Origin of the sequence: Burkholderia aenigmatica, from assembly GCF_902499175.1 — a bacterium.
GTDB classification, from domain to species: Bacteria; Pseudomonadota; Gammaproteobacteria; order Burkholderiales; family Burkholderiaceae; genus Burkholderia; species Burkholderia aenigmatica.
Map to the genome: position 1 here is coordinate 36,224 of NZ_CABVQC010000053.1, position 23,686 is coordinate 59,909.

Sequence of the window (23,686 nt, forward strand, 5' to 3'; positions counted from 1 at the left end):
CGTCTCCGGTGAGCGGATTATGATTGGTATGCCAGTTTGACGGGATAGTGGTTTACCAGTTGTCGGGGTCTGAACCGGCTGGCCTCCCGCTACAGGAAAGACCCAGGCACGCCAGCCAACACGGCAATCCGGATGCGGGCCGGAATTGGTGTACCATTTTGGCGATCCGGCGCCGCGACGGCGCCGGCCAGCCCGTTGCGAGCCTTTCGATGACCGATCTTTCCAGCCTGCCCGCCAGCCGCGATACCGATGCCGCAGACCGCTCCTATATCGGCCTGGCGCGTCAGATTCACGCGATGGTGGCCGCCGGCGCGTTCGAGGCCGGCGCGCGGCTGCCGTCCGAGCGCAGCCTGGCCGACCAGTTCGGCGTGAGCCGCACGCAGGTGCGCGAGGCGATCATTGCGCTCGAAGTGCAGGGGATCGTCGAGGTGCGGGTCGGTTCGGGTATCTATGTGTCCGCGGCCGATGCCGCGCGGCCGGTGACGTTCGAGGTGCCGCGCGGCCCGGGGCCGATCGAGACGCTGCGCGCACGCGGGCTGATCGAGGCGGAAGTCGCGGCGCTCGCGGCGACCGAACGCAAGGATGCGGATCTCGACCGGCTGTTCTTCTCGTTGACGACGATGCGCGAGCAGATGGACGACAAGGCCGCCTACGACGCGGCCGATCGCCAGTTCCACCTGCGTATCGCGGAAGCGACCGGCAACACGGTGCTGCTGCACATGGTCACGGCGATGTGGGACTGCGCGCGCAGCGATCCGCTGTGGGACAAGATCGAGGAGCATTTTCACTCGACCGCGCTGCGCGAGGCGTCGCAGGACGATCACCAGCGGATCTTCGCGGCGATCATGGCGCGCGACGCGGCCGCCGCACGCGATTCGATGGCTGCGCACCTGTCGCGCGTGATCGCGGAATTCACTCAGGCGTGGCGCTGACGCGCCGGCTGCTGGCCGCCGGCCGCCGCTAGACCACCTTCAAATCCCTTCGAACAACCCGACATGCTGGTCGTACGCGCGCTGCTGCCGTGCGTACGCATCGTCGAGATGCTCGTGCAGTGCGCGCTCGGCCGCATCGGGGTCGTGCCGCTCGAGCGCGTCGAGCACTTTCTGGTGCTGCGCAAGCGTGACCTCGCCGACGATCGGATCGCGGACGGTGACGTGCCGCACACGGTCGATCGGCGCGCGCACGATTTCGACGAGCTGCTGCACGCGCGGTAGCCGCGCGGCCGCGCTGACGGTGGCATGAAACGCGTTGTCGCATGCGATCGCCGCGACCGCGTTGCCGCGTTCGATCGCGCGCCGGTGCGCGTCCTGGATGTCGTGGAGCTGTTCGAGCTCGCGCGCGCTGATGACTTCGGCCGCGCGGCGGATCGCGGCCGTCTCCAGCACCTTGCGGATCAGCGCGCTCTCGACGAACTGCTCGCGCTTCACGGGCGCGACGAAGGTACCCGATTGCGCGGCGATCAGCACGAGCTCCTCGCGTGCGAGCTGCAGCAGCGCCTCGCGCACGGGCGTGCGCGACACGCCGAGCGCCTCCGCGATGGCGCGCTCGTAGATGACGTCGTTCGGAAGCAGCGTCATCGTCACGATCGCGTCGCGCAACAGCGCGTGAATCTGCACGGACAGGGCCTGCGAGCGGTCCAGTGTGAAATCGGCGGGGATCAGACGGGCGATGAAGGTGTCCTGGGTGGTGCGTTCTGACTTCATGAATAGGCTAGAGGGTGGCAGGCGGGCCGGCATGCATCGATGGATGCCGGTCGACCAATATATTAATGCGCATCTCGATATCGGCGGATCGGCGGGGATCGCCGGTCGACTGATTTCCGGGTTTACCCCCGTATCGACACCGGGAGGCATCTCTATAATTGCCAACTAATATATTAGTTGGCCAACGCTTCGAAGAAGGCGTGACCGGCGACTCATCCCCACAGGAGACACGTATGCACCTCGAAGACTCAGCAGGCCCCCGCCCGACGGCCCGGGCCTCGACCGCCGCGCCGACCGCCGTGCGCTGGCGGATTTTCTGGCTGCTGTTGTTGCTGTCGTCGATCAACTACATCGACCGCGCGTCGCTGTCCGTCGCGCTGCCGATCATCTCGACCGAATTCAGTCTGTCGCCCGCGATGGAAGGGGTGCTGCTCAGCGCATTCTTCTGGACGTATGCACTGATGCAGATCCCGAGCGGGCTGCTGGTCGACCGCTACAAGGCGCGCACCATCGTCGGCCTCGCGACGATCGGCTGGGGCGCCTGTCAGGCCGTCGCGGCCGTGTGCTTCAGCTGGGTGCCGCTGCTGCTGACGCGGCTCGGACTCGGCATCGCCGAATCGCCGATCATGCCCGCCGGCGCGAAGCTCGCGGGTTCGTGGCTTACGCCGGCCGAGCGCGGCCGCGGCGCCGCGCTGCTCGATGGCGGGGCACCGCTCGGCTCGGCATGCGGCGCGATCATCATCACGGCGCTGATCGCGGGCCTCGGCTCGTGGCGGCTCGCGTTCGTCGTCGCGGGGGCGGGCACGATCGTGGTCGGCATCTTCGCGTGGTGGTACATCCGCAACCATCCGTCCGAGCATGCCGGCGTGAACGCGGCCGAGCTCGAGCACGTGACCGTGCATGCGGCCGCGGCCCGCGCCGGCGAGCCGAAGGCGAGCGTGCCGTTTCGCGAGCTGCTGCGCGACCGTTCCGTGCTGTTCATGTTCGCGAGCTGGGCCTGCTACAACAGCGTGTTCTACGGGCTGATGACGTGGATGCCCAGCTACCTGCACAAGGCGCACGGCTTCGACCTCAAGCAGATGGGCGGCGCGACTTTCATCATCTTCATGTGCGGCTTCGTCGGCGAGCTGTTCGGCGGCTGGCTGGCCGACAAGTGGCGCGCGGCCGGCGGCGCGCCGAATCGCGTGATGCGCGTGATGTTCTCGGTCGCGGGCCTCGCGTCTGCCGCGGCGATCCTCGCGGTGAGCTTCGCGACGGGGCTCGTCAGCGTCGTCGTGCTGCTGTCGATCGCGTTGTTCTTCATCCGCTGGTGCGGGATGTTCTGGGGCGTGCCCGCGACGCTCGGCGGCCAGTCCCGTGCGGGCCTGCTCGCGGGCGCGATGAACTTCGGCGGCAATATCGTCGGCGTCATCGTGCCGATCCTGATCGGCCTCATCGTGCAGTTCACCGGCACCTATTTCCTTGCGCTGATGTTTTTCGTCGTCGCGGCGTTCGGCCTGGCCGTCTGCGCGAGCCTCATCGATTACCGCGACCGGGGCCTCGACTGAAGCCCGTCGCCCGATTCAACCGGAACCGAATCATGTCGTCATTTCCCACCGAAACCCGTCAGGCGCCGGCCGCGTCGCGCGCACGCACGATCCGGCTCGATCCCGCCGACGACGTCGTCATCGCCGTCGAGCAGCTCGTCAGCGGCACGCGCCTCGATGACGAAGGCGTGAGCGTCGCGGGGCTGATCCCACCCGGTCACAAGGTCGCAACGCGCGCGATCGACGCCGGCGCGCCCGTGCGCCGCTACGGCCAGATCATCGGCTTCGCGAGCCAGCCGATCCGGCCCGGCCAGCACGTCCACACGCACAACCTCGACATGGGCGAGTTCGCGCGCGATTACGCGTTCGGCGAAGGCACGCGCGACACCGCGTTCGTGCCCGACGCGCAGCGCGCGACGTTCGACGGCATCGTGCGCGCCGACGGCCGGGTGGCGACGCGCAACTACATCGGCATCCTGACGTCGGTGAACTGCTCGGCGACGGTCGCGCGTGCCATCGCCGATCATTTCCGCCGCGACATCCACCCCGACGCGCTTGCCGCGTATCCGAACGTCGACGGCGTGGTGGCGCTGACGCACGGCGTCGGCTGCGCGGTCGATCCCGACGGCGATGCGCTCGCGATCCTGCAGCGCACGCTCGGCGGCTATGCGTGCCATCCGAATTTCGCGGCGGTGCTGGTGATCGGGCTGGGTTGCGAAACCAACCAGATTCCGCGCCTGCTCGAAACCCAGGGGCTGACGGAGCACGCGCGACTGCGCACGTTCACGATCCAGGACAGCGGCGGCACGCGCAAGACGATCGAGAAGGGCATCGCGCTCGTCGAGTCGATGCTCGCCGCCGCGAACGACGTGCGGCGCGAGCCCGTCGACGCGAGCCACCTGACGGTCGGCCTGCAATGCGGCGGCTCCGACGGCTATTCGGGCATTACCGCGAACCCTGTGCTCGGCGCGGCGGTCGACCTGTTGGTGAAGCACGGCGGGACCGCGATCCTGTCCGAAACGCCGGAGATCTACGGCGCCGAGCATTTGCTCACGCGTCGCGCGGTGTCGCGCGACGTGGGCGAGAAGCTGGTCGAGCGCATCCGTTGGTGGGAGGACTATTGCGCGCGGCATCACGCGGCGATGAACAACAACCCGTCGGCCGGCAACAAGGCCGGCGGCCTCACGACCGTCCTGGAGAAATCGCTCGGCGGCATCGCGAAGGCCGGCAGCACGAATCTCGTCGACGTCTACGAATACGCGATGCCGGTTCGCTCGAAAGGGCTGGTGTTCATGGATACGCCAGGCTACGACCCGATCTCCGCGACCGGGCAGGTCGCGGGCGGCGCGAACCTGATCTGCTTCACGACGGGGCGCGGCTCCGCATACGGCTGCGCGCCGACGCCATCGCTGAAGCTGGCGACCAACAGTGCGCTGTGGCGGCGGCAGGCCGACGACATCGACCTGAACTGCGGCGACGTGCTCGACGGCGGTGTGCGCATCGACGCACTCGGTGCGACGCTGTTTCGGATGATGCTCGATGCGGCGTCCGGCCACGCGACGCGCAGCGAGTTGCATGGCTACGGGCAGAACGAATTCGTGCCGTGGCAGATCGGCGCGATCACCTGATTTGAATTCCCTGCGGCAAGGAGTGCCATTGATGCAATCGAACAACTCATCCACGCGCTATCGGGGCGTGTTTCCCGTCGTACCGACGATCTTCACCGACGATGGCCGTCTCGACCTCGACGGACAACGCCGCTGCGTCGACTTCATGATCGATGCGGGATCGAACGGCCTGTGCGTGCTCGCGAACTTCTCCGAACAGTTTTCGCTGGCCGACGACGAGCGAGACGCGGTGATGCACTGCGTGCTCGAGCACGTGGCCGGTCGCGTGCCGGTGATCGTCACGACGTCGCATTTCGGCACGACCGTGTGCGCGCAGCGCAGCCGCCGTGCGCAGGACGCGGGCGCCGCGATGGTGATGGTGATGCCGCCGTATCACGGCGCGACGTTTCGCGCGGGCGAGGCGGCGATCGTCGAGTTCTTCCGCAGCGTCTCCGATGCGATCGACATCCCGATCATGATCCAGGATGCGCCGGCGAGCGGCACGTATCTGCCGGCCGCGCTGCTCGCGCGGATGGCGATCGAGATTCCGAACGTGTCGTACTTCAAGATCGAGGTGCCGCAGGCGGCCGCGAAGCTGCGCGAGTTGATCCGGCTCGGCGGCGACGCGATCGTCGGGCCGTGGGACGGCGAAGAGGCGATCACGCTGATGGCCGATCTCGAAGCGGGCGCGACGGGCGCCATGACGGGCGGCGCGTATCCGGACGGGATCCGCCGGATCGTCGACGCGTGGGCTGCCGGCCGTGCGGACGAAGCCGAGCGCGAGTACGCGCACTGGCTGCCGCTGATCAATCACGAGAACCGCCAGGGCGGCATCGCGACCGCGAAGGCGCTGATGAAGGCGGGCGGCGTGATCGCGTCGGACGCCGTGCGTCATCCGCTGCCGACGATGCACCCGGACACGCGGGCGAGCCTGCTGCGGATCGCCCGCTCGCTCGATCCGCTCGTGCTGCGCTGGGGCCGCTGAGCGCGGCGCGCGACGGCACGGTTCGACGCTTTCACGATTCAACGATGTTCAATGATGTTCAACGAGGACGATTCATGCAGATTTCTGGCGCTTCCCTGATCGGTCGGCGCAGCGTGGTCGGCGCCGCGGGATTCCAGGCGATCGACCCGGCAACCGGCGCGGCGCTCGCCCCCGTGTTCGGCCGCGCGTCGGCGCAAGACGTCGACGCGGCCTGTGCGCTGGCGGCACAGGCATTCGATGCGTATCGACATACGTCGCTGCACGCGCGCGCGGCGTTGCTCGACACGATCGCCGAGGGGCTGCTTGCGCTCGGCGATTTACTGATCGAGCGCTGCGTCGCGGAAAGCGGCCTGCCGCGCGCGCGCATCGAGGGCGAGCGCGCACGCACCGTCGCGCAGCTTCGAATGTTCGCGCAGGTCGTGCGGGCGGGCGATTTCCTCGGCGTGCGCATCGATCCCGCGCAGCCGGCGCGTCAGCCGCTGCCGCGCGTCGACCTGCGCATGCAGCACGTCGCGCTGGGCCCGGTCGCCGTGTTCGGTGCGAGCAATTTCCCGCTGGCGTTCTCCGTCGCTGGCGGAGACACGGTGTCGGCGCTGGCGGCCGGCTGCCCGGTGATCGTGAAGGCGCATCCCGCGCATCCGGGTACGTCGGCACTCGTCGGCCGTGCGATTCGGGATGCCATGGACGCATGTGCGATGCCGGATGGCACGTTCTCGCTGCTGTTCGACGACGGTTACGACGTGGGCGCCGCGCTCGTGCGCGATCCGCGCATCCAGGCGGTGGGCTTCACGGGCTCGCGCCACGGCGGCGTTGCGCTGATGGCGCTCGCGGCTGCGCGACCGCAGCCGATACCCGTCTACTCGGAGATGAGCAGTGTGAATCCGGTGTTGCTGTTTGCGCATGCACTCGACGCGCGTGCGGAGGCGATCGGCCGCGCGTTCGCGGCGGCGCTGACGCTCGGCGTCGGTCAGTTCTGCACGAATCCGGGGCTGATTCTCGGCGTCGACGGCCCCGCGCTGCGACGCTTCGAGGCCGCGGCGGCCGCCGCGCTGACCGATCTGCCCGCGGCCGCGATGCTCACGCCTGGCATTCACCGCGTGTACGACGAGGCGGTCGCGCGGCTGGGCGCGCAGGCCGGTGTCGAACTGCTTGCGCGCGGCGCGGCGGCCGGTGACGGGATCCGTCATGCGGGCCGCGCCGCGCTGTTCGCCACGCAGGCCGACCGGTTCGCTCGTCAGCCCGAGTTGCACGACGAAGTGTTCGGCCCCGCCTCGCTCGTCGTGCGCTGCCCGGATCTCGACACGATGCATGCGCTCGTTGAGCGGCTCGACGGGCAGCTCACGACGGCGCTGCATGTCGACGACGGCGATCACGCCGCGGCGCGCGCCTTCATGCCGCTGCTCGAGCGGCGCGCAGGGCGCATTCTCGTGAACGGCTTCGGCACGGGCGTGGAGGTCGGGCATGCGATGGTGCACGGCGGTCCGTATCCGGCGACGTCGGACGGACGCTCGACGTCGGTGGGCAGCCTCGCGATCGGTCGTTTCCTGCGCCCGGTCTGCTATCAGGACGTGCCCGACGCGCTGCTGCCCGATGCGCTGCGCGACGCGAATCCGCAGGGCGTGCCGCGCACCATCGACGGGCATCGCGACGCGCAGGCGTGACGGGTCCGTTCCCGAACGGGCGACGCGGTGATGGCGTACTTTCGACTGATGATTGGCCGCTTGCCCGACGGCCTTTGATGCACGTGCAACGAAGCCGGTGAGGCGGCGCCGTCGCCGCCGTATACGGCTTCTTCCGATTGCGCGACCGTAGGTTTTATGGTCTTGTTGCGGGATATCGCATCGACTCGAAAAAGGACAGTCGAATGCAGCCGGGCGATTCACACGGGGACCGATTGATCAGGGGAATCGGCGCACGTACGCGCGTACGTATCGCCGTGTTCGGGCTGCTCATCATTTTGACCGCGGGCTTGGTTGCCGCTGCGCTTGCGGCGTTCGCCGCCCCTCCCGAAGCCGTCAACGACAACGTGCTGCGCGTGCTTGCATGGCCGGGCTATGCGGACAGCGACGTCGTCAGCGCGTTCGAGGTGCAATTTCACGTACGCGTCGAAGTGACGTTCGTCGATTCCGACGAGGCACTGTGGACGCGGATGCACAGCGCCGCGCCACCGCCGTACGACGTGTTGGCCGCGAACACGGCCGAGATCCAGCGCTACGCGCACGAACGTCTGCTCGCGCCGATCGACCTGTCGCGCGTCCCGAACCGGCGGCGGCAGTTGCCGAACTTCCAGCAGCTCGCGACGATCGGCGGGCTCGTGGAAGAGGGCGCCACGTACGCGATCCCGTTCACGTATTCGTCGATGGGGCTGATCTACGACCGCAAGCAGGTGCCGGTTGCGCCGCACTCGATGCGGGAATTGTGGAATCCTCGCTACCGCGGCAAGGTGCTCGACTTCAACAGTGCGCAGCACAATTTTTCGTTCACGGCGCTGGCGCTCGGCTATTCCGATCCGTTTCGCCTGTCGCCCGCGCAGACGCTCGTGGTCGCGCACAAGCTGATCGACCTGCGCCGCAACCTGCTGACGTACTACACGCTTCCTGAAGAGGCGACCGCGCTGTTCGTCCAGCATCGCGCGGCGCTGATGTTCGGCAACTACGGCACGCAGCAGGTCGAACTGCTCAGGCGCGCCGGCGCGGACGTCGGCTACGTGATCCCGGACGAAGGCGCGCTCGCGTGGCTCGACTGCTGGGCCGTCACGCGCGGCGCGCAGCATCCCGAGCTCGCGTTCGCGTGGATCAACTACATGCTCGAACCGGCGATCGGCGCGCTGCTGACCGAGCGCCAGGGCCTCGCGAACACGCTTGCGCCGCCGCCGGGCCTCGACACCGGGCACCAGCATCTCGTCTGGCTCCAGCCCGTCGAGGACATCGCGCGACGCGAATCGTTGTGGAGCCGCATCGTGTCGGGCGACCGTCCGGAGCGATTCGAAAAATGATCCGGCTCGGACTCACGTCGAAACTGTCGGTGCTGTTCGCATGCATCGGCGTGATCGCGTCCGGCGCGACCGGCTATTACACGTATCGCGCGAACCGCGCGATGCTCGTGCAGGAAGCGCAGCACAGCCTGCTGATGTCGACGCAACTGCTCGGGCAGCGCTTTACCACTGCGCTGTCCGACGTTGCGGACGATGCGCTCGTGCTCGCGCAGTTGCCGTCGTGCGCGCTGGTCTCGGACGGCGACAACCGGGATGGCGCGCCACGCGCACGGCTCGAGCAGGTGTTCTACAGCTTCATGAGGAATCACCCCGAATACCTGCAGATCCGGCTGATCGCGCGCGGGGATTTCGGGCTCGAACGCATCCGCGTCGATCGCGACGCGCACGGCATCGTCGTGCTGCCGGACAGCGTGTTCCAGGAGAAAGGACAGTTTTCCTATGTATTCGATACGCTCGCGACCGCGCCTGGCCATATCTACCTGTCGCCGATCGTGATCAACCACGAGACGGGGTCGCACGCAGCCGAAGGGCTGCCGATCCTGCGCGTGGGCACGCCGGTCGTCGACACGTCGGGCCAGACGGTTGGCGCGCTGGTCGTCGACGTCGAGCTGTCGCGCGTGTTCGACCGGCTCGAGCGCGATCTGCCGGAAGACTATGGGGTGTATCTCGCGAACGAGTGGGGCGATTTCCTCGTGCATCCCGATCCGTCGCAGACGTTCGGCTTCGATCGCGGCCGGCGCGTGCTGATGCAGGACCGCTTTGCCGTCACGCGCGCGCTGTTCGACAGTACGCGCGTCAACGCTACGGTCAATGGCCTTGCCAATCCGGCCGAGGCACCGGGGCAGATGTTCGCCTTCGCGCGCACGCCGTTCGGGCACGACGAGGGCAACCGCTTCGTCGTGCTCGGGATGGCGCGCCCGCTGGGGGACGTGCTGGCGCCGGCCGGCATGCTCGGCGAACGGATCGTCCGGATGGTGCTCGTATCGAGCTTGTTCGCGGTGATCCTCGCGATCCTGTTCGCGCGTGCGATCACGCGGCCGCTGCAGACGCTCGCGCGCGCCGCGACGCACGTGTTCGACGATCCGGCCGCCGAGCAGCTGCCGGTCGGGCGTGCCGACGAGATCGGCGTGCTCGCGCGCTGTTTCGACAGCATGCGCGTCGAGATCCGCACGCAGGTCGCGATGCTGCGCGCGAAGCAGCTGGAGCTCACGCACCTCGCGGGCCACGATGCGCTGACCGCGCTGCCGAACCGCCTGCTGTTCATGGAGCATCTCGACGCCGCGATCCGGCGCGCGGCCGCGATGCACGAAGGGCTGGCCGTGATGTTCGTCGATCTCGACCGCTTCAAGCAGATCAACGACCAGCATGGGCATTCGGCGGGCGACCGCGCGCTCGTCGCGGTCGCCAAGCGGCTGAGCCTCGTACTGCGCGGCGGCGACATGGTCGCGCGGCTCGGCGGCGACGAATTCATCGTGTTGATTGCGGACGTGCGTTCACCGGCGGTGATCGGCGACGTCGCGTCGCGCATCCAGCTCGTGATGGCCGAGGAACTGGAATTCGGCGACCGGCGTATGGCCGTCGGCGCGAGCATCGGCGTCAGCGAGTTTCCGGACGATGGCGCGTCGGCCGAGGAACTGCTCGTCAAGGCCGACGCGGCGATGTACGCGGCGAAGGCGTCCGCGCAGCGCGCGTTCGTGCGTTATCAGGAACTGGTCGGCAGCGGGAGCGGCACCGGCAGCGGGACGGACGAAGCGGCCGGCCGGGTCGCGTCGGGCGGCAGCCGGTGACGGCCGGCCGCTGATACGCGCGAAGCAAACGCGACGAGCCCGTCGCGGGACGGGCTCGTGGCCGGTGCGGACTGCGCGCGAAGGCGCGCAGTGGCGGGCTTAGTGGCCGAAGTAGATCGAGTCGCGCGGGTTTTGCACCTTCACGGCCGGTGCGCCGCCCTGGACGGCTGCGGCCGGTTGCGCACCGTAGCCGCTGTTGTCGGCGCCGTGCACGCGGGCTTGTGCAGCCTGGATGTCGGCCGGGTAGTGCGGGCTCGACTGGCTCGGCTTGTAACCGACGCTTTCAAGCTGGACCAGTTCGTTGCGCACTTGAGCGCGGGTCACGGTGCTTTGGGCGAATGCGCCGAACGAGGCGGACAGGGCGACAGCGGCAACGACTGCGGAAACGAGCGATTTCATGATGACCTCCGATGTTTATTGGCTTCCGCGTTCGACACCATGTCGTAAGCGGTTGATTACATCGTAGGCGTCGGGTGACCTAGGGTAAACGTGGGTTTTAGTGAAAGATCGTTGCAACCGGGGCAATAATTCCAAGACAAACGCCTTCTGTCCCTATTCGATGTTGCCGGATTTGCAAGGGCGAGGGGGTGGATGCGCGCGGCACGGGGGGCGTGCACGGATGGGCGCCCGGCGGCGAAGGCGCGGGCGGAGAGGACGAGGCCGGGGCTGCGATGCTGCCGGATCAGACGTCGTCGTCGATTTCCTTGCGTTCCCGGCGTTCCTCGTTGCCGCGGCGCGCGCGCAGGCGCTGGCGCGACAGCACGGCGATCACCTGCTGGGTCGGCGCGCCGGACGGCAGTTCGTTGCGGATGCGATCGGGCACCATGGGCAGGCCCGCCCGCTGCCGACGCAGCGCCTTGGCGATTGCCCGGCGGCATTCGTCACCGTGGCAATCCCATTCATCGCGGATTCTCTGGCAATAACGGCATTGTTCCATCCGGACAGTCTAACGCGTCTTCGGGAACGGGGCGGGGCGCCGGCCCCAACGTGTCACGCGCCGGGTGCGGTAGCGGCGAGCGCTTGCGCATGCGACTGGAAGCGGCGGTGCTCTTCCGGCGGCACGAGCGAGCCGCCCGTCGCCCAGATCACGTGCGTCGACCGGCGCAGGTCGATCGCGTGGCGATGCACGTAGTCGCGACCGGCCGGGGACTGCGCCAGCCAGCCGGGACCGCCGACGGCAGCGGCGGCCGACGGCTCGAGTGCCACGCCCGTCGCGTGCTGAACCGCGAGCAACTGGGCGTAGAGCTGCGCGTCGCTGACGGTGAAGACGCCCGACAGCAACGACGCCATCAGCGGACTGACGAGGTGCGATGCCTGCGCGACGGCGAGGCCATCGGCCTCGGTCCGATTATCGAGCCCCGCGTCGTAGACGGACACCGGCTTGCCAGGGCCGGCGGCCAGCTGGACCAGCATGCACGGCGAAGCAACGGGTTCGGCAAAGAAGCAATGCACGTGCTCGCCGAACAGTGCCTTGAGACCGTACGCGATGCCGCCCGGTGCGCCGCCGACGCCGCACGGGATATGGACGAAGAGCGGGTGCGCCGCGTCCACGCGGCGGCCCGCCGCGGCGAGCTGCGCGGCGAGAGGCCGGGCGCTGGCCGCGTAGCCGAGGAACAGCAGCAGCGAGCCTTCGTCGTCGACGAAGTGGCTGCGCGGCTGATTGCGTGCCTGCGCGCGTCCGGCCGCGACGGCTTGCGCATAGTCGCCGTCATGCTCGATCACGCGAACGCCGCGTTGTCTCAGGCGCGCCTTCTTCCACGGCTTCGCGTCGGTCGACATGTGGACGACCGACGCGAACCCCAGCGCGGCGGCCATCACGCCGATGCTCAGGCCGAGATTGCCGGTGCTGCCGACGATGACGGTGTGCGCGGCAAACCGTTCGCGTGCGGCGGCCGATGCGAGGATCCGGCGGTCGCCCGCGGATTCGAGCAGTCCGTGCTCGATCGCGATCGACTCCGCGAGCGCGAGCACTTCATGAAAGCCGCCGCGCGCCTTGATCGAGCCGGCGACCGGCAACGCGTCGTCGCGCTTGATGAACCAGGCGCCGTGTGCGTCTGCCAGGAGCGACAACCTGCGCTGCAGGCTGTCGGCCGGCATCAGCGGCGACTCGATTTTTCCCGCGCTCGCCGCGAGTTCGGGAAACAGCTCGGCCATCAGCGGTTCGCAACGCGCCAGCCGCGCTTCGGCCATCGCAATCGCGTCGAGCGCCGGCGCGTCGGGCGGCAGCGGGCTGCCGGCATGGGGATTCAGCCACAGCAACGGGTGGCGGGCTTGCAGTTGGGCTAATAGATCGGCGGGTTGGAGCGTGACGGTCATGGGTCGGTCTTGCATTGGGTAAGCAGGGAGAATGGCGGGAATGCTACGATTCCGGCAGCCTGCGCAAAAGCGCCGATTTCTAATGAATCCATTAGCCTGACTGATATCTATGCGACTCGACGGTTCGCTCCTGGGGGCGTTGCTCTGCTTTGAAACGGCGGGCCGGTTGCTGAGCTTCACGAAGACGGCACAGGCGTTCAACCTGACGCAAAGCGCGGTGAGCCAGCAGATCCGGAACCTGGAGGACCGGCTCGGTTATCCGCTGTTCGTGCGCCAGGCGCGCGGCCTGAAGTTGACCGAGAAGGGCGGGATCCTGCTCGGGACGATGTCGGGCGCGTTCGTCGACATCAATCGCACGCTTCAGACGCTTGGCATGTCGGATGCTCCGCTGCAGGTCAGTTGCCTGCCGTCGCTCGCGCTGCAATGGCTGATGCCGCGCCTGTCCGAATTTCACCGGCAACAACCGAACGTGCCGGTTCGCGTGAAGGCCGAGTTTCAGGTGCTGGATCGCCAGGCGATGGAGACCGACGACATCGATGTGGCCGTGCGCTACGACCCGGTGCACTACGCGCGGCTGCATGCCGAGGCGATTCTCGACGAAATCCTGTTTCCGGTCGCCACGCCCGCGTATCTGGCGCAGCATCCGTTCTTTGCGAGCGGGGAATCGCTGGACGGCGTCGTTCTGCTGCACGACGCCGCACCGTGGGGCGGCGCACCCGAGTTCGTGGAGTGGCGCACGTGGCTGGAGGAGGCCCGTCCGGTGTGGACGGCGCATCTCGACGGCCCGCAGTTCAATTTCTCGAGCCTTGCCATCACGGCTGCGCTGAACCATCAGGGGGTCGCGATGGGGCGCGCCGCGCTGGTGCACGACGAAATCGCGAGCGGACGGCTCGTGGATGTCTTCGGCACACACGTGCGTGCGCCGGCGCGCTACATGCTGTTGTCGCGCAATCCCGACGATCCGCGTACCGCCGTTTTTTCGGACTGGCTCAAGGCCGAGTGCGCGCGCTTCGGTGCCGCCCGATCGCGCTTGCTGTCGAACGGAAGCCGGCACGAGTAGGCGATGCTGCCGGACAGGTGGGTCGGAGTGCGAAATAGTTGGGCGGAGGGTACAGCCGTCAACTACAATTTCCCGTCCATCTCCCTACGGATGGCTTGCGCGCGGACGGGCCTGGCGAGCGTTACTTGAGCTGCCAGATACCCCAGATGGCGATCAACAGGCCAAGGCCGAATCCGCAGCCGAGCAACACGTAGGTTTCCATTTCATGCCTCTGAAAGCGCGGCAGTGCCGATGTGGATATCGGCGTGCGAGCAGCAAAGTCGGTGACGTTTCGTCCGAACCGTTGGGCGGGGCGATACGCCGGGTCCGCGAATACTACGCTTCGCAGCTTTCAGAACGCATGCGCGATCGATGGCGGAGCGCCACCGGCTAGGGCGTGAACAGGCCCTAGTGTTTGCCCGTTTGCGCGTTGTTCATCTGGGTAACGTGCGATCCGCCGTGCCGGAGCACGCCCGATTTCCAGATCATCTGCGACGCCGCGGCGAGCACGAACAGCAGCACGACCATCCTGAAGATCCGGGGCGACATCTTGTCCCGCAGCGGGCGAACGAGCCACATGCCGGCAATGGCCGGCAGGCTGGCCGCCGCCGAGATCGCGAGGTCGGCGCCGCTCGCGTGCGCGGCGCCGCTGAACGTCGTGATCAGCGTGACGATCGACACCACCAGGATGATCGCGATCTGCTTCGTGAAGACACGCCCGGTCGCGCCGGATGAAATCAGGTACGTGGCGAGCAGCGGGCCCGGCACCGACGCGATGCTTTCCATCAGCGCGGCGCCGAAGCCGAGTGCGAAGCCGACGGGTTTTTGCCATGCGTCCGGCAGGTTGAGTTTCGGCGCGGCGAGCATCAGTGCCGCAGCCACGATCAGCAGCGCGCCGGACGCCGCTTGCGCATGACCCGGGTTGAGCGAGAGCAGGATTGCGACACCGACGATATTGCCGATCACGGTGCCCGCGATCGGCGCGGCGATCTTGCGTGCCGTCGCCAGCACCTGGCCGCCTTCCAGCGCCTGCGGGATGTTGCCGAGGATGATCGGCATCGACAGCAGCAGCACCGCATGCCGGATCGGCAGGAACTGGCTGAGAATCGGCATCGCGATCAGCGGCACGCCGATGCCCGTGATTCCCTTGGCCATGCCGCCCAGCAGCAGCGCGACGGCGATGCCGGCCAGATCGAACGCGCTGAGCCCCTGCAGGCTGGAGACCAGCACACCTTCAGTCAGATTGAAATGCATCATGGAATGGCATGTCGCGGCCTATCCGGCAGCGAGCGCTGCCGACGGAGCCTGTTGCGGTCGCGTGCATGGTGCACGCAATTGTTCTGGTTGGGCTCGAACCGGAAGTCGATCGCATGGCGCCGCGCCGTTGTGCGGCCGGGGCCGCAGGCAATCGGCACGCGGTTCGAGGATGCATCTTACCTGAGCGGCGCGGCGGACATTCGACGCGGGTCGCGGCGCACCACCGGTATCGTCGGCCCGATCAGGTTCGCGGTTCAATATAATTCACGATAGCTTGCCGCATCATGCACAACATACATATCCCGGAATGAGGAGACCCGATGACCCTTGCCCAGTTGCAGGCCCTGGCGGCCGTGGTCGAACTCGGTTCGCTCACGGCCGCGGCCGACCGGTTGAACCGCAGTCAATCCGCGATCAGTCATGCACTGACCGAGCTGGAAGACCTCACGGAGGTCAAGCTGCTGTGGCGCGACCGGCAGCCGGTCGTCCTGACGGCGGCGGGCGAACGCCTGTGGCCGTCCATCCAGAACGTGGTGCGCGAAGCGCAGCTGTTGCGCCAGCAGTTCAGCCTGTCGCGCGGCAAGCTGGAAGGGAAGCTGGTGGTCGCGTCGCTGCCGAGCGTGTCGCTGGCGTTCGTCGTGCCCGCGCTCGAGGCGTTGAAGGAGATGCACCAGGGCGTATCGGCGGTGCTGCTCGAAGGCACGGACAGCGAAGTCGAAGGGTGGATCGACGACGGGACGGCCGATATCGGCGTGGTGGCCGGCACGAAGACGTTCGCGCACAATCTGCCGCTGCTCGACGAGGACTTTGTCGCGGTGGCGGCGGACGGCATGTTCGCCAACCGCAAGAGCGTGTCGGCAAAGCAGTTGTCCACGGCCCCGTTCATTTTCTCGAAGGCAGGATGCGGGCCGGTGATCGCGGATTACTTCGCGCGCAGCGACGCGCCGCTGCGGGCCGCGTTCAACGTGGTCGAGATGCGCACCATCCTGTCGATGGCAGAGGCCGGCATGGGCGTGTCGATCGTGCCGCGCATCACGCTCACGTACACACCATTCGGTGGCCACGTGCTGGAGCTGTCGCCGAGGCTGCATCGTTCGGTGCGGTTGTCGTGGAATACGGCGGGTAATGCGGTCGCAGACGAGTTCGTGCGGCTCGTCGACGCACAGCGTGCGAAGGCAGGGAAGGCGCTTCACACGCGCGCGAAAAAGGGCAGGTAGCGTGCGGCCGGTGCGATGAGCAGCGTTCATGAGCCGCTTGCAGTTTATTCATGACGATGTCGATCGAGATGCAGTACATTGTTCGAACTCGCCCCTGACCGCTTTGCCCCGAAGGAGATTGCCGTGCCGGCCTTGCCCACCTTGCTTGCTTTCGGACTCGTGTCGCTCGGCATGGTGCTGACGCCCGGGCCGAACATGATCTACCTGGTTTCGCGTTCGATCTGCCAGGGCCGCCGTGCCGGGCTGGTGTCGCTCGGCGGCGTCGCGCTGGGGTTCGTGTTCTACATGGTGTGCGCGGCGTTGGGCATCACCGCGCTGGTGATGGCCGTGCCGTATGCGTACGACGCGTTGCGCTTTGCCGGCGCGCTTTATCTCGCGTACCTGGCGTGGCAGGCGCTGAAGCCGGGCGGTCGCTCGGCGTTCCAGGTCAGGCAGTTGCCGAATGACAGTCGCGCCAGGCTCTTCACGATGGGTTTCGTGACGAGCCTCGCGAATCCGAAGATCGCGGTGATGTATCTGTCGCTGCTGCCGCAATTCATTTCGCCGGGCCACGGCAGCGTACTCGCGCAATCGCTGGCGCTCGGTTGCGTGCAGATCGCGGTGAGCGTCAGCGTGAATGCGCTGATTGTGTGCATGGCCGGCGCCATCGCGGGCTTTCTGGCGGGGCGGCCGGTCTGGGCGTCGGCCCAGCGCTGGTTGATGGGCACGGTGCTGGCCGGACTGGCCGTGCGTATCGCGCTGGAGTCGCGCTAGCGCGAGTGACGGACGGCTTACAGGACCGCCGGGGGCGTTCGCGTTGCAGCGCGACGAAAGCGCCCGGTACCGTCAGCCCTGGCAATTGCCCTGCGCATCGTTGCCGACCCGAACGGGCGCGGCTTTTTCACGGCGCCGGCCGCGCGTCGCGAGCCAGCACAGGATCGACCCGCCGCATACCATCGATGCGCCTTGCCAGAATTCGATCGACAGCGGCGCATGCAGCAGCGTAGCGGCAAGCATGGCGGCGAGCACCGGGGTGAAGTACGACGCGCCGACGATGACCGTCACGTTGCCGTGCATGATGCCGGTGTTCCAGGCCGCATAGCCGAACCCCAGCGCCGATGCCGCCAGCACGATGTAAATGACCGCATGCAGGCTGAACGTCATGCCGCCGCCGCCTTCGATCGCGAACTTGATCCAGAGCACCAGCGCAACCAGCATGAAGAACGGCGTGACACCGTTCTTGCCGTCGGCGATGCGCGCCGTCACCGTGCAATAGGCGGCCCAGATCAGCGCGCCGACGAACGCGAGGCCGTAACTCAGCGGATTGTCCGTGACGTTGTGCAGCATGCCGGCCGGATCGAGGCCCTGGTCGCCGCCGAGCACCCGGCAGATGCCGAGCATCGACAGCAGGACGCCGGGCACGACCAGCAGGTTGGCGCGCTGCTTGTTGAACACGATCGCCGCGACCAGCGTGAAGCTCGGCCACAGATAGTTGACCATCGCGACTTCGATCGCCTGCTGGCCGTTGTTTGCATAGCCGATCGACAGCGACAGGCACAGCTCGTATGCGACGAACAGCAGCCCGCCCCACAGCAGATAGTTTTTCGGGAACCGGCTCAGATCGGGGAAGCCGACCGAAAACAGCAGAAGCACGGATGCCACCGTGTAGATCATCGCGGCGCCGCCGGTCGCGCCGAGACTTTCGCTCACGCCGCGAACGAGAGCGACGACGGAGGCCCACAACAACACCGCGCCGAGCCCGGCGAGCGTTGCCTTATTCTTGCGCTTCATGCTTCCTGCCTGTTTCAACATTCAAATTCGATTTCAGATGATTCGGTTCCGCCCGCACGTACCGCGATGGCGGACGGAATGAGCCGGTTGGCGCCGTCCCGCGGGGCGGCGCCAACCGGCAATCCCATGCAGCCCGCTTACGCGGGGTCCACGGGTACGTCGATCCAGATGGTCTTGATCTCGGTGTACTGGTCGTGCGCCCAGATCGACTTGTCGCGGCCGCCGAACCCGGATGCCTTGTAACCGCCGAACGGCGTCGTCACGTCGCCTTCGCCGAAGCAGTTGACGGTCACGACGCCCGCGCGGATCTCGCGCGACAGCCGGATCGCCTGGTTCAGGCTGCCGGTGTAGACCGAAGCGGCGAGCCCGTACACCGAGTCGTTGGCCAGCGTGATCGCCTCACCGATGTCGGTGAACGTCGTCACCGACAGGACCGGGCCGAAGATCTCCTCGCGGAACAGCCGGCTGTGCGGGCTCACGCCGTCCACGACGGTCGGCTCGACGAAAATGCCGCCATCGGTCTGGCCGCCGAACGCAACCTTCAAGCGTTCCGCACCGGCCTGCTCGAGGTACGAGCGCACTTTCTCGAAGTGGGCCTTGCTGACCATCGCGCCGATCCGGTGCGCCGGGTCGAGCGGGTTGCCCATCGACCATTCGCGCATGTGCGTACCGATACGGAGCAGCAGTTCGTCCTTGATGTCGGCATGGACGATCAGCCGCGACGACGCCGAGCAGTTTTCGCCCATGTTCCAGAACGCGCCGTTGACGATGTGCTGCGCGACCGCGTCGAGATCGGGCGCATCGGGCAGCACGACCGCCGGATTCTTGCCGCCGCACTCTAGCACGATGCGCTTCAGGTTGGATTCGGCTGCGTACGTGAGGAACTTCCGCCCGGTATCCGTCGACCCGGTGAAGCTCACCATGTCGACGTCCGCATGACGGCCCAGCGGCTCGCCGACTTCCTTGCCGCCGCCCGGCAACACGTTGAAGACGCCGGCCGGCACGCCGGCTTCGTGAGCAAGTTCCGCGACGCGCAGCGCCGTGAGCGTGGTTTCCTTGGCCGGCTTGACCACGATCGAGCAGCCGGCCGCGAGCGACGGGCCGATCTTCCACGCGAGCATCAGCAGCGGAAAATTCCACGGCAGCACGAGGCCGACGACGCCGATCGGCTCGCGCACGACGAGCGCCAGCGCGTTGCCGCCGACGGGGGCCGTGTTGTCGTAGATCTTGTCGATCAGCTCGGCGTGCCAGCGGATCGTATGAATCGTCTCCGGCACGTCGGTGTTCTGGCATTCGCGGATCGGCTTGCCGCTGTCGAGGCTTTCCATCGTCGCGAGTTCGTGCGCGTGCTGCTCGAGCAGGTCGGCAAACTTCAGCAGGACGGCCTTGCGGTGCGACGGCGCCAGCTTGCGCCAGCGACCGTCCTCGAACGCCTGCCGCGCATTGGCGACCGCGATGTCGACGTCGGCCGCATTGCATGCGCCAATCTGCGCGAGGACGGCGTCGGTGGCCGGATTGACGGTCGCGAACGTATCGCCGGAGCGGGCCGCGCGGAACGCGCCGTCGATGAACGGCCCGGTCGGGAAGCGCAACGCGGCGGCCAGCGCCGCGTATTCGGACGCGCTGAGCAGGTCGGTCATCAGGCTTGGCCTCCGGTGACGGCGGCGACTTCGCGCTTGATGCCGGCCACGATCGCGGCCAGCGCCTGCTTTTCCGGTTCGTCGAGCCCGCGCAGCGGTGCGCGCACGCCGCCCGCGCGCAGCCCCACGAGTTCGCAACCGTACTTGATCGACTGCACGAACTTGCCGCCTTCGAGGAAATCCATCAGCGGCATCATCGCGGACATGATCCGGCGGCCCTTGTCGAAGTCCTTCTCGATCGCGCACGCCTGGTACAGCGCGATATGCTCGGCCGGCAGGAAGTTCGAGCCCGCGCAGACCCAGCTGCGCGCGCCCCACGCGAAGAATTCCAGCGCCTGGTCGTCCCAGCCGCACGACACGCTGATGTTCGGGAACTCGCGTACCAGCATGTGCAGCTGGCCCGTCTGGCCCGAGCTTTCCTTGATCGCGACGATGTTCTTCGACGCGTCGCAGACGGTGCGGAAGAATTCACGGTCCATCGACACGCTCATCCGGCCCGGGTAGTTGTAAAGCATGATCGGCAGGCCGGCCGCGCGATCGATCTCCAGCGCGTGCGCGGCATTCTCCTGCTGCGTGGGCAGCGCGTAGGGCGGCGAGCCGACCAGGATCGCGTCGGCGCGCACGGCCTTGGCCGCCTTCGCGTATTCGACGGAATCCTCGGTGCGCACCGCGCCGGTGCCGATCACGAGCGGCACGCGCGAACCGATCACTTCACGCGCCCAGGCGCCGAGGTCGAAGCGCTCCTGCGCGGTGTGCGCATAGTATTCGCCGGTCGAGCCGCCGATGATGATGCCGTGCACGCCGGCCGCGACCAGCGATTCGATCACGTCGGCGAATGCGGTCTTGTCGATCTGGCCGGCGGCGTTCAGGGGCGTGATGGCCGGGGTGTAGATGCCTTCGAAATTCATGATGTTCTTCCGCGGAAAGGGAAACGGTCGGGTTGACGAAAGGTGCACCGTCGTAACGGCGCACCGGTAACGGGTATCAGTGGTTGAGTGATGCGGCTTCTTGCAGGCTGAGCGAGCGCGTCTCGGGCGCCAGCGCGAGCGATGCGATCAGCCCGACGAACGAGACGGCCGCCGCCGCGTACATGGTGTTGCCGATCCCGACGGTCTGCAGCGCGATCGGCACGAGCCAGGTGCCGACAGCCGCGCCGATGCGTGACAGCGATGCACCCATGCCGACCGCGAATGCGCGGATGTCGGTCGGGAAGATTTCATTCGGGTACACGAGCTGCAGCACCTGCGCGCCGCCGATCAGCACCGCATACGCACCGAACAGCACGAGGATCAGCACCGCCGAGCCGCCGGAGCACGCGCCGAGGCCCAGCAGCGCGAGGCCCGACCAGAGGAAGCTGTGGATCACCATCGCGCGGCGACCGAGTTCGTTGATGATCCACGTCGCGATGATGCAGCCGACCACGAACAGCAACGTGATGGCCACGGAGCCGAGCGATTCCCACTTGCCGGTCAGGTGCAGCGCTTCGAGCACGCGCGGCGCGAACGAGTAGACGGCGAACACGGGAATCACGGAGCAGCTCCAGAACACCGACACGAACAGCATCCGCTTGCCGTAGCCCGAGTGCAGCAGTGCCCACAGCGAGATCTTCTTTTCGGTTTGCTCTTCCGGCAGGTTCTTCACCGAGAACGACGGGCCGTAGACTTTCCGGATCACGCTGTCCGCATCCGCCACACGCCCCTTGCTGAGCAGCCAGCGCGGCGATTCGGGCGTGCCGATGCGCACGACGAACAGCGCGAGACCGATCACGGCCGGGCTGGCCAGCACCCAGCGCCATGCATCGGGGCCGCCGCTGCCGAGGATGATGTTGCCGACGATGTACGCGAGCGCCGCGCCGAAGAACCAGATGATCGTCAGCATCGCGAGGCGCGGCCCGCGATACTTGCGCGGCATGAACTCGACCAGCAGCGAGCCGGCGACCGGATATTCGATGCCCACGCCGATACCGATCAGGAAGCGCAGCACGAACAGCGCTTCGCCCGACTGGACCCAAAACTGCGCGAGCGAGCAGACGAAGAAGATCACCGGGCCGAAGAAGTAGGGCTTCTGCCGCCCGAGACGGTCGCTGAGCCAGCCGCCGATGAAGCCGCCGAAGAAGATGCCGATCAGCGCGGACGCGGCGACCATGCCTTGCCAGAAGCCGGTCAGGCCAAGTGCGTCGGAAAACTGCACCATCGCGACGCCGATGATGCTCAGCACGTAACCGTCCATGAGCCAGCCGCCGCCCGAGCGGATCGTGAGCAACTGGTGGAATCCATTGAGCGGAACATCCTCGATGGAAACGTGATGCGTTGACATTGCCTGTCTCCTTCCATGAAATTGCGCACGGAACACCGTCGCGCGATCTATTGATATGGTCTACTAAGCGTGATGCATGAATCGGTATCGTTGTTATGGTGCTTCCTGGCGGGGGTACGCTCGTCGCGGCCCGGTCAGCTTTCGAGTCCCGCCTTGCGCTGCCCCCACCAGAGCGTCGAGTTGACGCCGATCGACAGGAACGGCTCCGGCGGGGTGCGGTTCGGTCCGGATGTTTCCAGCAGGAAATCGGCCAGCTCGCTGCGCTTGCCGGCCAGCCAGTCGGCGAGCAGCGTGCCCGTCACGGTGCCGCGCGTGATGCCGAGGCCGTTGCAGCACAGCGCGCCGTAGACGTTCGGCGCAAGCTGCCCGAAGAATCCCTTGTGGTTCTGCGACAGCGCCAGCGAACCGCTCCACGTGTACTCGAACTCGACGTCCGGCAACATCGGGAAGCGGCGGTCGAACGACAGCCGGTGCCGGTCGGCGAAACGCGGCAGGTACTTTTCGCGCGGGCGGCCGTCGGGGTTGAAGCTGAAGCTGTTGCGCACCAGGATGCGGTTGTCGTGCGTGCGGCGCAGCGTGCTGCCGAACGGGTCTGCCGGAATCACGCCCCAGAACGGCTTGCCGCCCAGTTGCGCCTGTTCGGCGCCGGTCAGCGGCCGCGTCAGGCTCGCATACAGGAAGACCGGCAGCATCGTGTGCTGCAGGAAGCCGAAGCGCATGCCGAACGCGTTGTTCGCGAGCACCAGCTGGTCGACCGCGATCCGGCCGTTGCGGTGCGCGAGTACGATCCTGTCGCCGTACTCGACGTCGGTGATCGGCGTGTGCTCGTACAGCGTCACGTTCGGCGGCAGGCAGTCGGCCAGCCCCTTCACGAGCGCCGACGGCTGGATCAGCACGGTGCCCGGCGTGAACAGCGCCTTCCGGTAGAACGACGTGCCGATATGCGCAGGCAGATCCTTGCCCTCGATCATTTCGTACGGCTGGCCGAGCTTGTCGAGACCGCGGCGGTAGGCGTCGAGCACGGCGATCCCGCGTGGCTCCACGGCCGCCTGGTATTTCCCGGACGCACTCATCGCGCAATCGATGCCGTGCTCGGCGACGAGCCGGCGCAGGATCGTCTGGCCGAGCACGTTCAGCTTCAGCGTCGTCCGGGCGGTGGGGATGTCGCCGATGTAGTCGTCGGCGCCGATGTCATGCGGCAGGTCGATCGCGAAACCGGCGTTGCGCCCCGAGGTGCCGAAGCCGACTTCCTGGGCGTCGACCAGGACGATCTCGTCATCCGGAAAATTCAGCGCGAGCTGCCGCGCGGCGGCCAAGCCGGTGAAACCCGCGCCGACGACGGCCCAGCGGGCGCTGGATTCCCCGCGGTGCGATGGCCTGGGCTGACGCTGCCGGCTGGTGTGGTACCAGCCGCACATCCTGTCGTCGGCTGGAAGCGACGTGATCTTATGCATTCCTAAATCCAATATCAGTAAAGAGTCCTGATCGACGGCGTGGGAAGGCGGCGCACGTGAAAGCGTGCGCCGTC

20 protein-coding genes are annotated in these 23,686 nt (G+C 67.2%); 10 read left to right on the forward strand and 10 right to left on the reverse strand.

All coding sequences use genetic code 11. From position 1 onward, the window contains the following. The first annotated feature begins 209 nt into the window (after positions 1 to 209). Positions 210 to 932, forward strand: a complete 723-nt coding sequence (locus BDO18943_RS30210) for a FadR/GntR family transcriptional regulator (RefSeq protein WP_175025156.1) — start codon at positions 210 to 212, stop codon at positions 930 to 932. Positions 933 to 971: 39 nt separating this feature from the next. On the opposite strand, the gene BDO18943_RS30215 is transcribed toward BDO18943_RS30210, so the two are convergent. Next, positions 972 to 1,703: a GntR family transcriptional regulator gene (locus BDO18943_RS30215; protein ID WP_051890403.1), complete on the reverse strand. Its 732-nt coding sequence runs from the start codon at positions 1,701 to 1,703 to the stop codon at positions 972 to 974. Between the two features lie 233 nt (positions 1,704 to 1,936). On the opposite strand from BDO18943_RS30215, the gene BDO18943_RS30220 reads away from it, so the two are divergent. From BDO18943_RS30220 to BDO18943_RS30245, 6 genes are all read left to right on the forward strand, one after another. Continuing rightward, positions 1,937 to 3,250 carry an MFS transporter gene (locus BDO18943_RS30220; RefSeq protein ID WP_175025157.1) on the forward strand — a complete coding sequence of 438 codons (1,314 nt, stop codon included), beginning with the start codon at positions 1,937 to 1,939 and terminating at the stop codon, positions 3,248 to 3,250. Positions 3,251 to 3,282: 32 nt separating this feature from the next. Continuing rightward, complete coding sequence (locus tag BDO18943_RS30225) at positions 3,283 to 4,857, forward strand: UxaA family hydrolase (protein WP_175025158.1); 1,575 nt, start codon at positions 3,283 to 3,285, stop codon at positions 4,855 to 4,857. Between the two features lie 31 nt (positions 4,858 to 4,888). Beyond that, a complete protein-coding gene (locus BDO18943_RS30230; RefSeq protein ID WP_175025159.1) occupies positions 4,889 to 5,821 on the forward strand; it encodes a dihydrodipicolinate synthase family protein in 933 nt (310 codons plus the stop codon). Positions 5,822 to 5,895: 74 nt separating this feature from the next. Beyond that, complete coding sequence (locus tag BDO18943_RS30235; protein ID WP_175025160.1) at positions 5,896 to 7,482, forward strand: aldehyde dehydrogenase (NADP(+)); 1,587 nt, start codon at positions 5,896 to 5,898, stop codon at positions 7,480 to 7,482. 203 nt (positions 7,483 to 7,685) lie between these two features. Beyond that, on the forward strand, positions 7,686 to 8,816 hold the full coding sequence (locus tag BDO18943_RS30240; RefSeq protein ID WP_175025161.1) for an extracellular solute-binding protein: 1,131 nt from the start codon (positions 7,686 to 7,688) through the stop codon (positions 8,814 to 8,816). Beyond that, positions 8,813 to 10,603, forward strand: a complete 1,791-nt coding sequence (locus BDO18943_RS30245; RefSeq protein WP_175025162.1) for a GGDEF domain-containing protein — start codon at positions 8,813 to 8,815, stop codon at positions 10,601 to 10,603. The genes BDO18943_RS30240 and BDO18943_RS30245 overlap by 4 nt, the downstream gene beginning before the upstream one ends. Positions 10,604 to 10,702: 99 nt before the next feature. Here BDO18943_RS30245 and BDO18943_RS30250 read toward each other — a convergent pair whose 3' ends face one another. From BDO18943_RS30250 to BDO18943_RS30260, 3 genes are all read right to left on the reverse strand, one after another. Then, complete coding sequence (locus BDO18943_RS30250; protein WP_175025163.1) at positions 10,703 to 11,002, reverse strand: DUF4148 domain-containing protein; 300 nt, start codon at positions 11,000 to 11,002, stop codon at positions 10,703 to 10,705. A gap of 283 nt (positions 11,003 to 11,285) precedes the next feature. After that, positions 11,286 to 11,540: a hypothetical protein gene (locus BDO18943_RS30255; protein ID WP_027791787.1), complete on the reverse strand. Its 255-nt coding sequence runs from the start codon at positions 11,538 to 11,540 to the stop codon at positions 11,286 to 11,288. A 53-nt stretch (positions 11,541 to 11,593) separates the two neighbouring features. Beyond that, positions 11,594 to 12,919 (reverse strand): D-serine ammonia-lyase, encoded by a 1,326-nt coding sequence (locus BDO18943_RS30260; protein ID WP_407649910.1) that lies wholly within the window; start codon positions 12,917 to 12,919, stop codon positions 11,594 to 11,596. A gap of 109 nt (positions 12,920 to 13,028) precedes the next feature. On the opposite strand from BDO18943_RS30260, the gene BDO18943_RS30265 reads away from it, so the two are divergent. Then, entirely contained in the window at positions 13,029 to 13,979 is a 951-nt protein-coding gene (locus BDO18943_RS30265) for a LysR substrate-binding domain-containing protein (RefSeq protein ID WP_175025165.1), read from the forward strand. A 387-nt stretch (positions 13,980 to 14,366) separates the two neighbouring features. Here BDO18943_RS30265 and BDO18943_RS30270 read toward each other — a convergent pair whose 3' ends face one another. Continuing rightward, positions 14,367 to 15,215: a sulfite exporter TauE/SafE family protein gene (locus tag BDO18943_RS30270; protein WP_089452786.1), complete on the reverse strand. Its 849-nt coding sequence runs from the start codon at positions 15,213 to 15,215 to the stop codon at positions 14,367 to 14,369. A 320-nt stretch (positions 15,216 to 15,535) separates the two neighbouring features. On the opposite strand from BDO18943_RS30270, the gene BDO18943_RS30275 reads away from it, so the two are divergent. Both BDO18943_RS30275 and BDO18943_RS30280 read left to right on the forward strand, forming a co-directional pair. Continuing rightward, positions 15,536 to 16,432 carry a LysR family transcriptional regulator gene (locus BDO18943_RS30275; RefSeq protein WP_175025166.1) on the forward strand — a complete coding sequence of 299 codons (897 nt, stop codon included), beginning with the start codon at positions 15,536 to 15,538 and terminating at the stop codon, positions 16,430 to 16,432. A 123-nt stretch (positions 16,433 to 16,555) separates the two neighbouring features. After that, the gene (locus BDO18943_RS30280; protein WP_175025167.1) at positions 16,556 to 17,185 is read left to right on the forward strand and encodes a LysE family translocator; all 630 of its coding nucleotides are present in this window, start codon (positions 16,556 to 16,558) and stop codon (positions 17,183 to 17,185) included. Between the two features lie 72 nt (positions 17,186 to 17,257). Here the strand turns inward: BDO18943_RS30280 and yddG are convergent, their stop codons facing one another. The 5 genes from yddG to BDO18943_RS30305 form a co-directional block, all read right to left on the reverse strand. Further along, a complete protein-coding gene (gene yddG / locus BDO18943_RS30285; protein ID WP_175025168.1) occupies positions 17,258 to 18,202 on the reverse strand; it encodes an aromatic amino acid DMT transporter YddG in 945 nt (314 codons plus the stop codon). Between the two features lie 137 nt (positions 18,203 to 18,339). Further along, a complete protein-coding gene (locus BDO18943_RS30290) occupies positions 18,340 to 19,842 on the reverse strand; it encodes an aldehyde dehydrogenase (protein WP_175025169.1) in 1,503 nt (500 codons plus the stop codon). Continuing rightward, positions 19,842 to 20,750, reverse strand: a complete 909-nt coding sequence (locus tag BDO18943_RS30295; protein WP_175025170.1) for a dihydrodipicolinate synthase family protein — start codon at positions 20,748 to 20,750, stop codon at positions 19,842 to 19,844. Before BDO18943_RS30295 ends, BDO18943_RS30290 begins: the two co-directional genes overlap by 1 nt. Before the next feature lie 76 nt (positions 20,751 to 20,826). Then, positions 20,827 to 22,158 carry an MFS transporter gene (locus tag BDO18943_RS30300; RefSeq protein WP_175025171.1) on the reverse strand — a complete coding sequence of 444 codons (1,332 nt, stop codon included), beginning with the start codon at positions 22,156 to 22,158 and terminating at the stop codon, positions 20,827 to 20,829. 134 nt (positions 22,159 to 22,292) lie between these two features. Continuing rightward, entirely contained in the window at positions 22,293 to 23,612 is a 1,320-nt protein-coding gene (locus tag BDO18943_RS30305; protein WP_175025172.1) for an NAD(P)/FAD-dependent oxidoreductase, read from the reverse strand. Between the last annotated feature and the right edge of the window lie 74 nt (positions 23,613 to 23,686).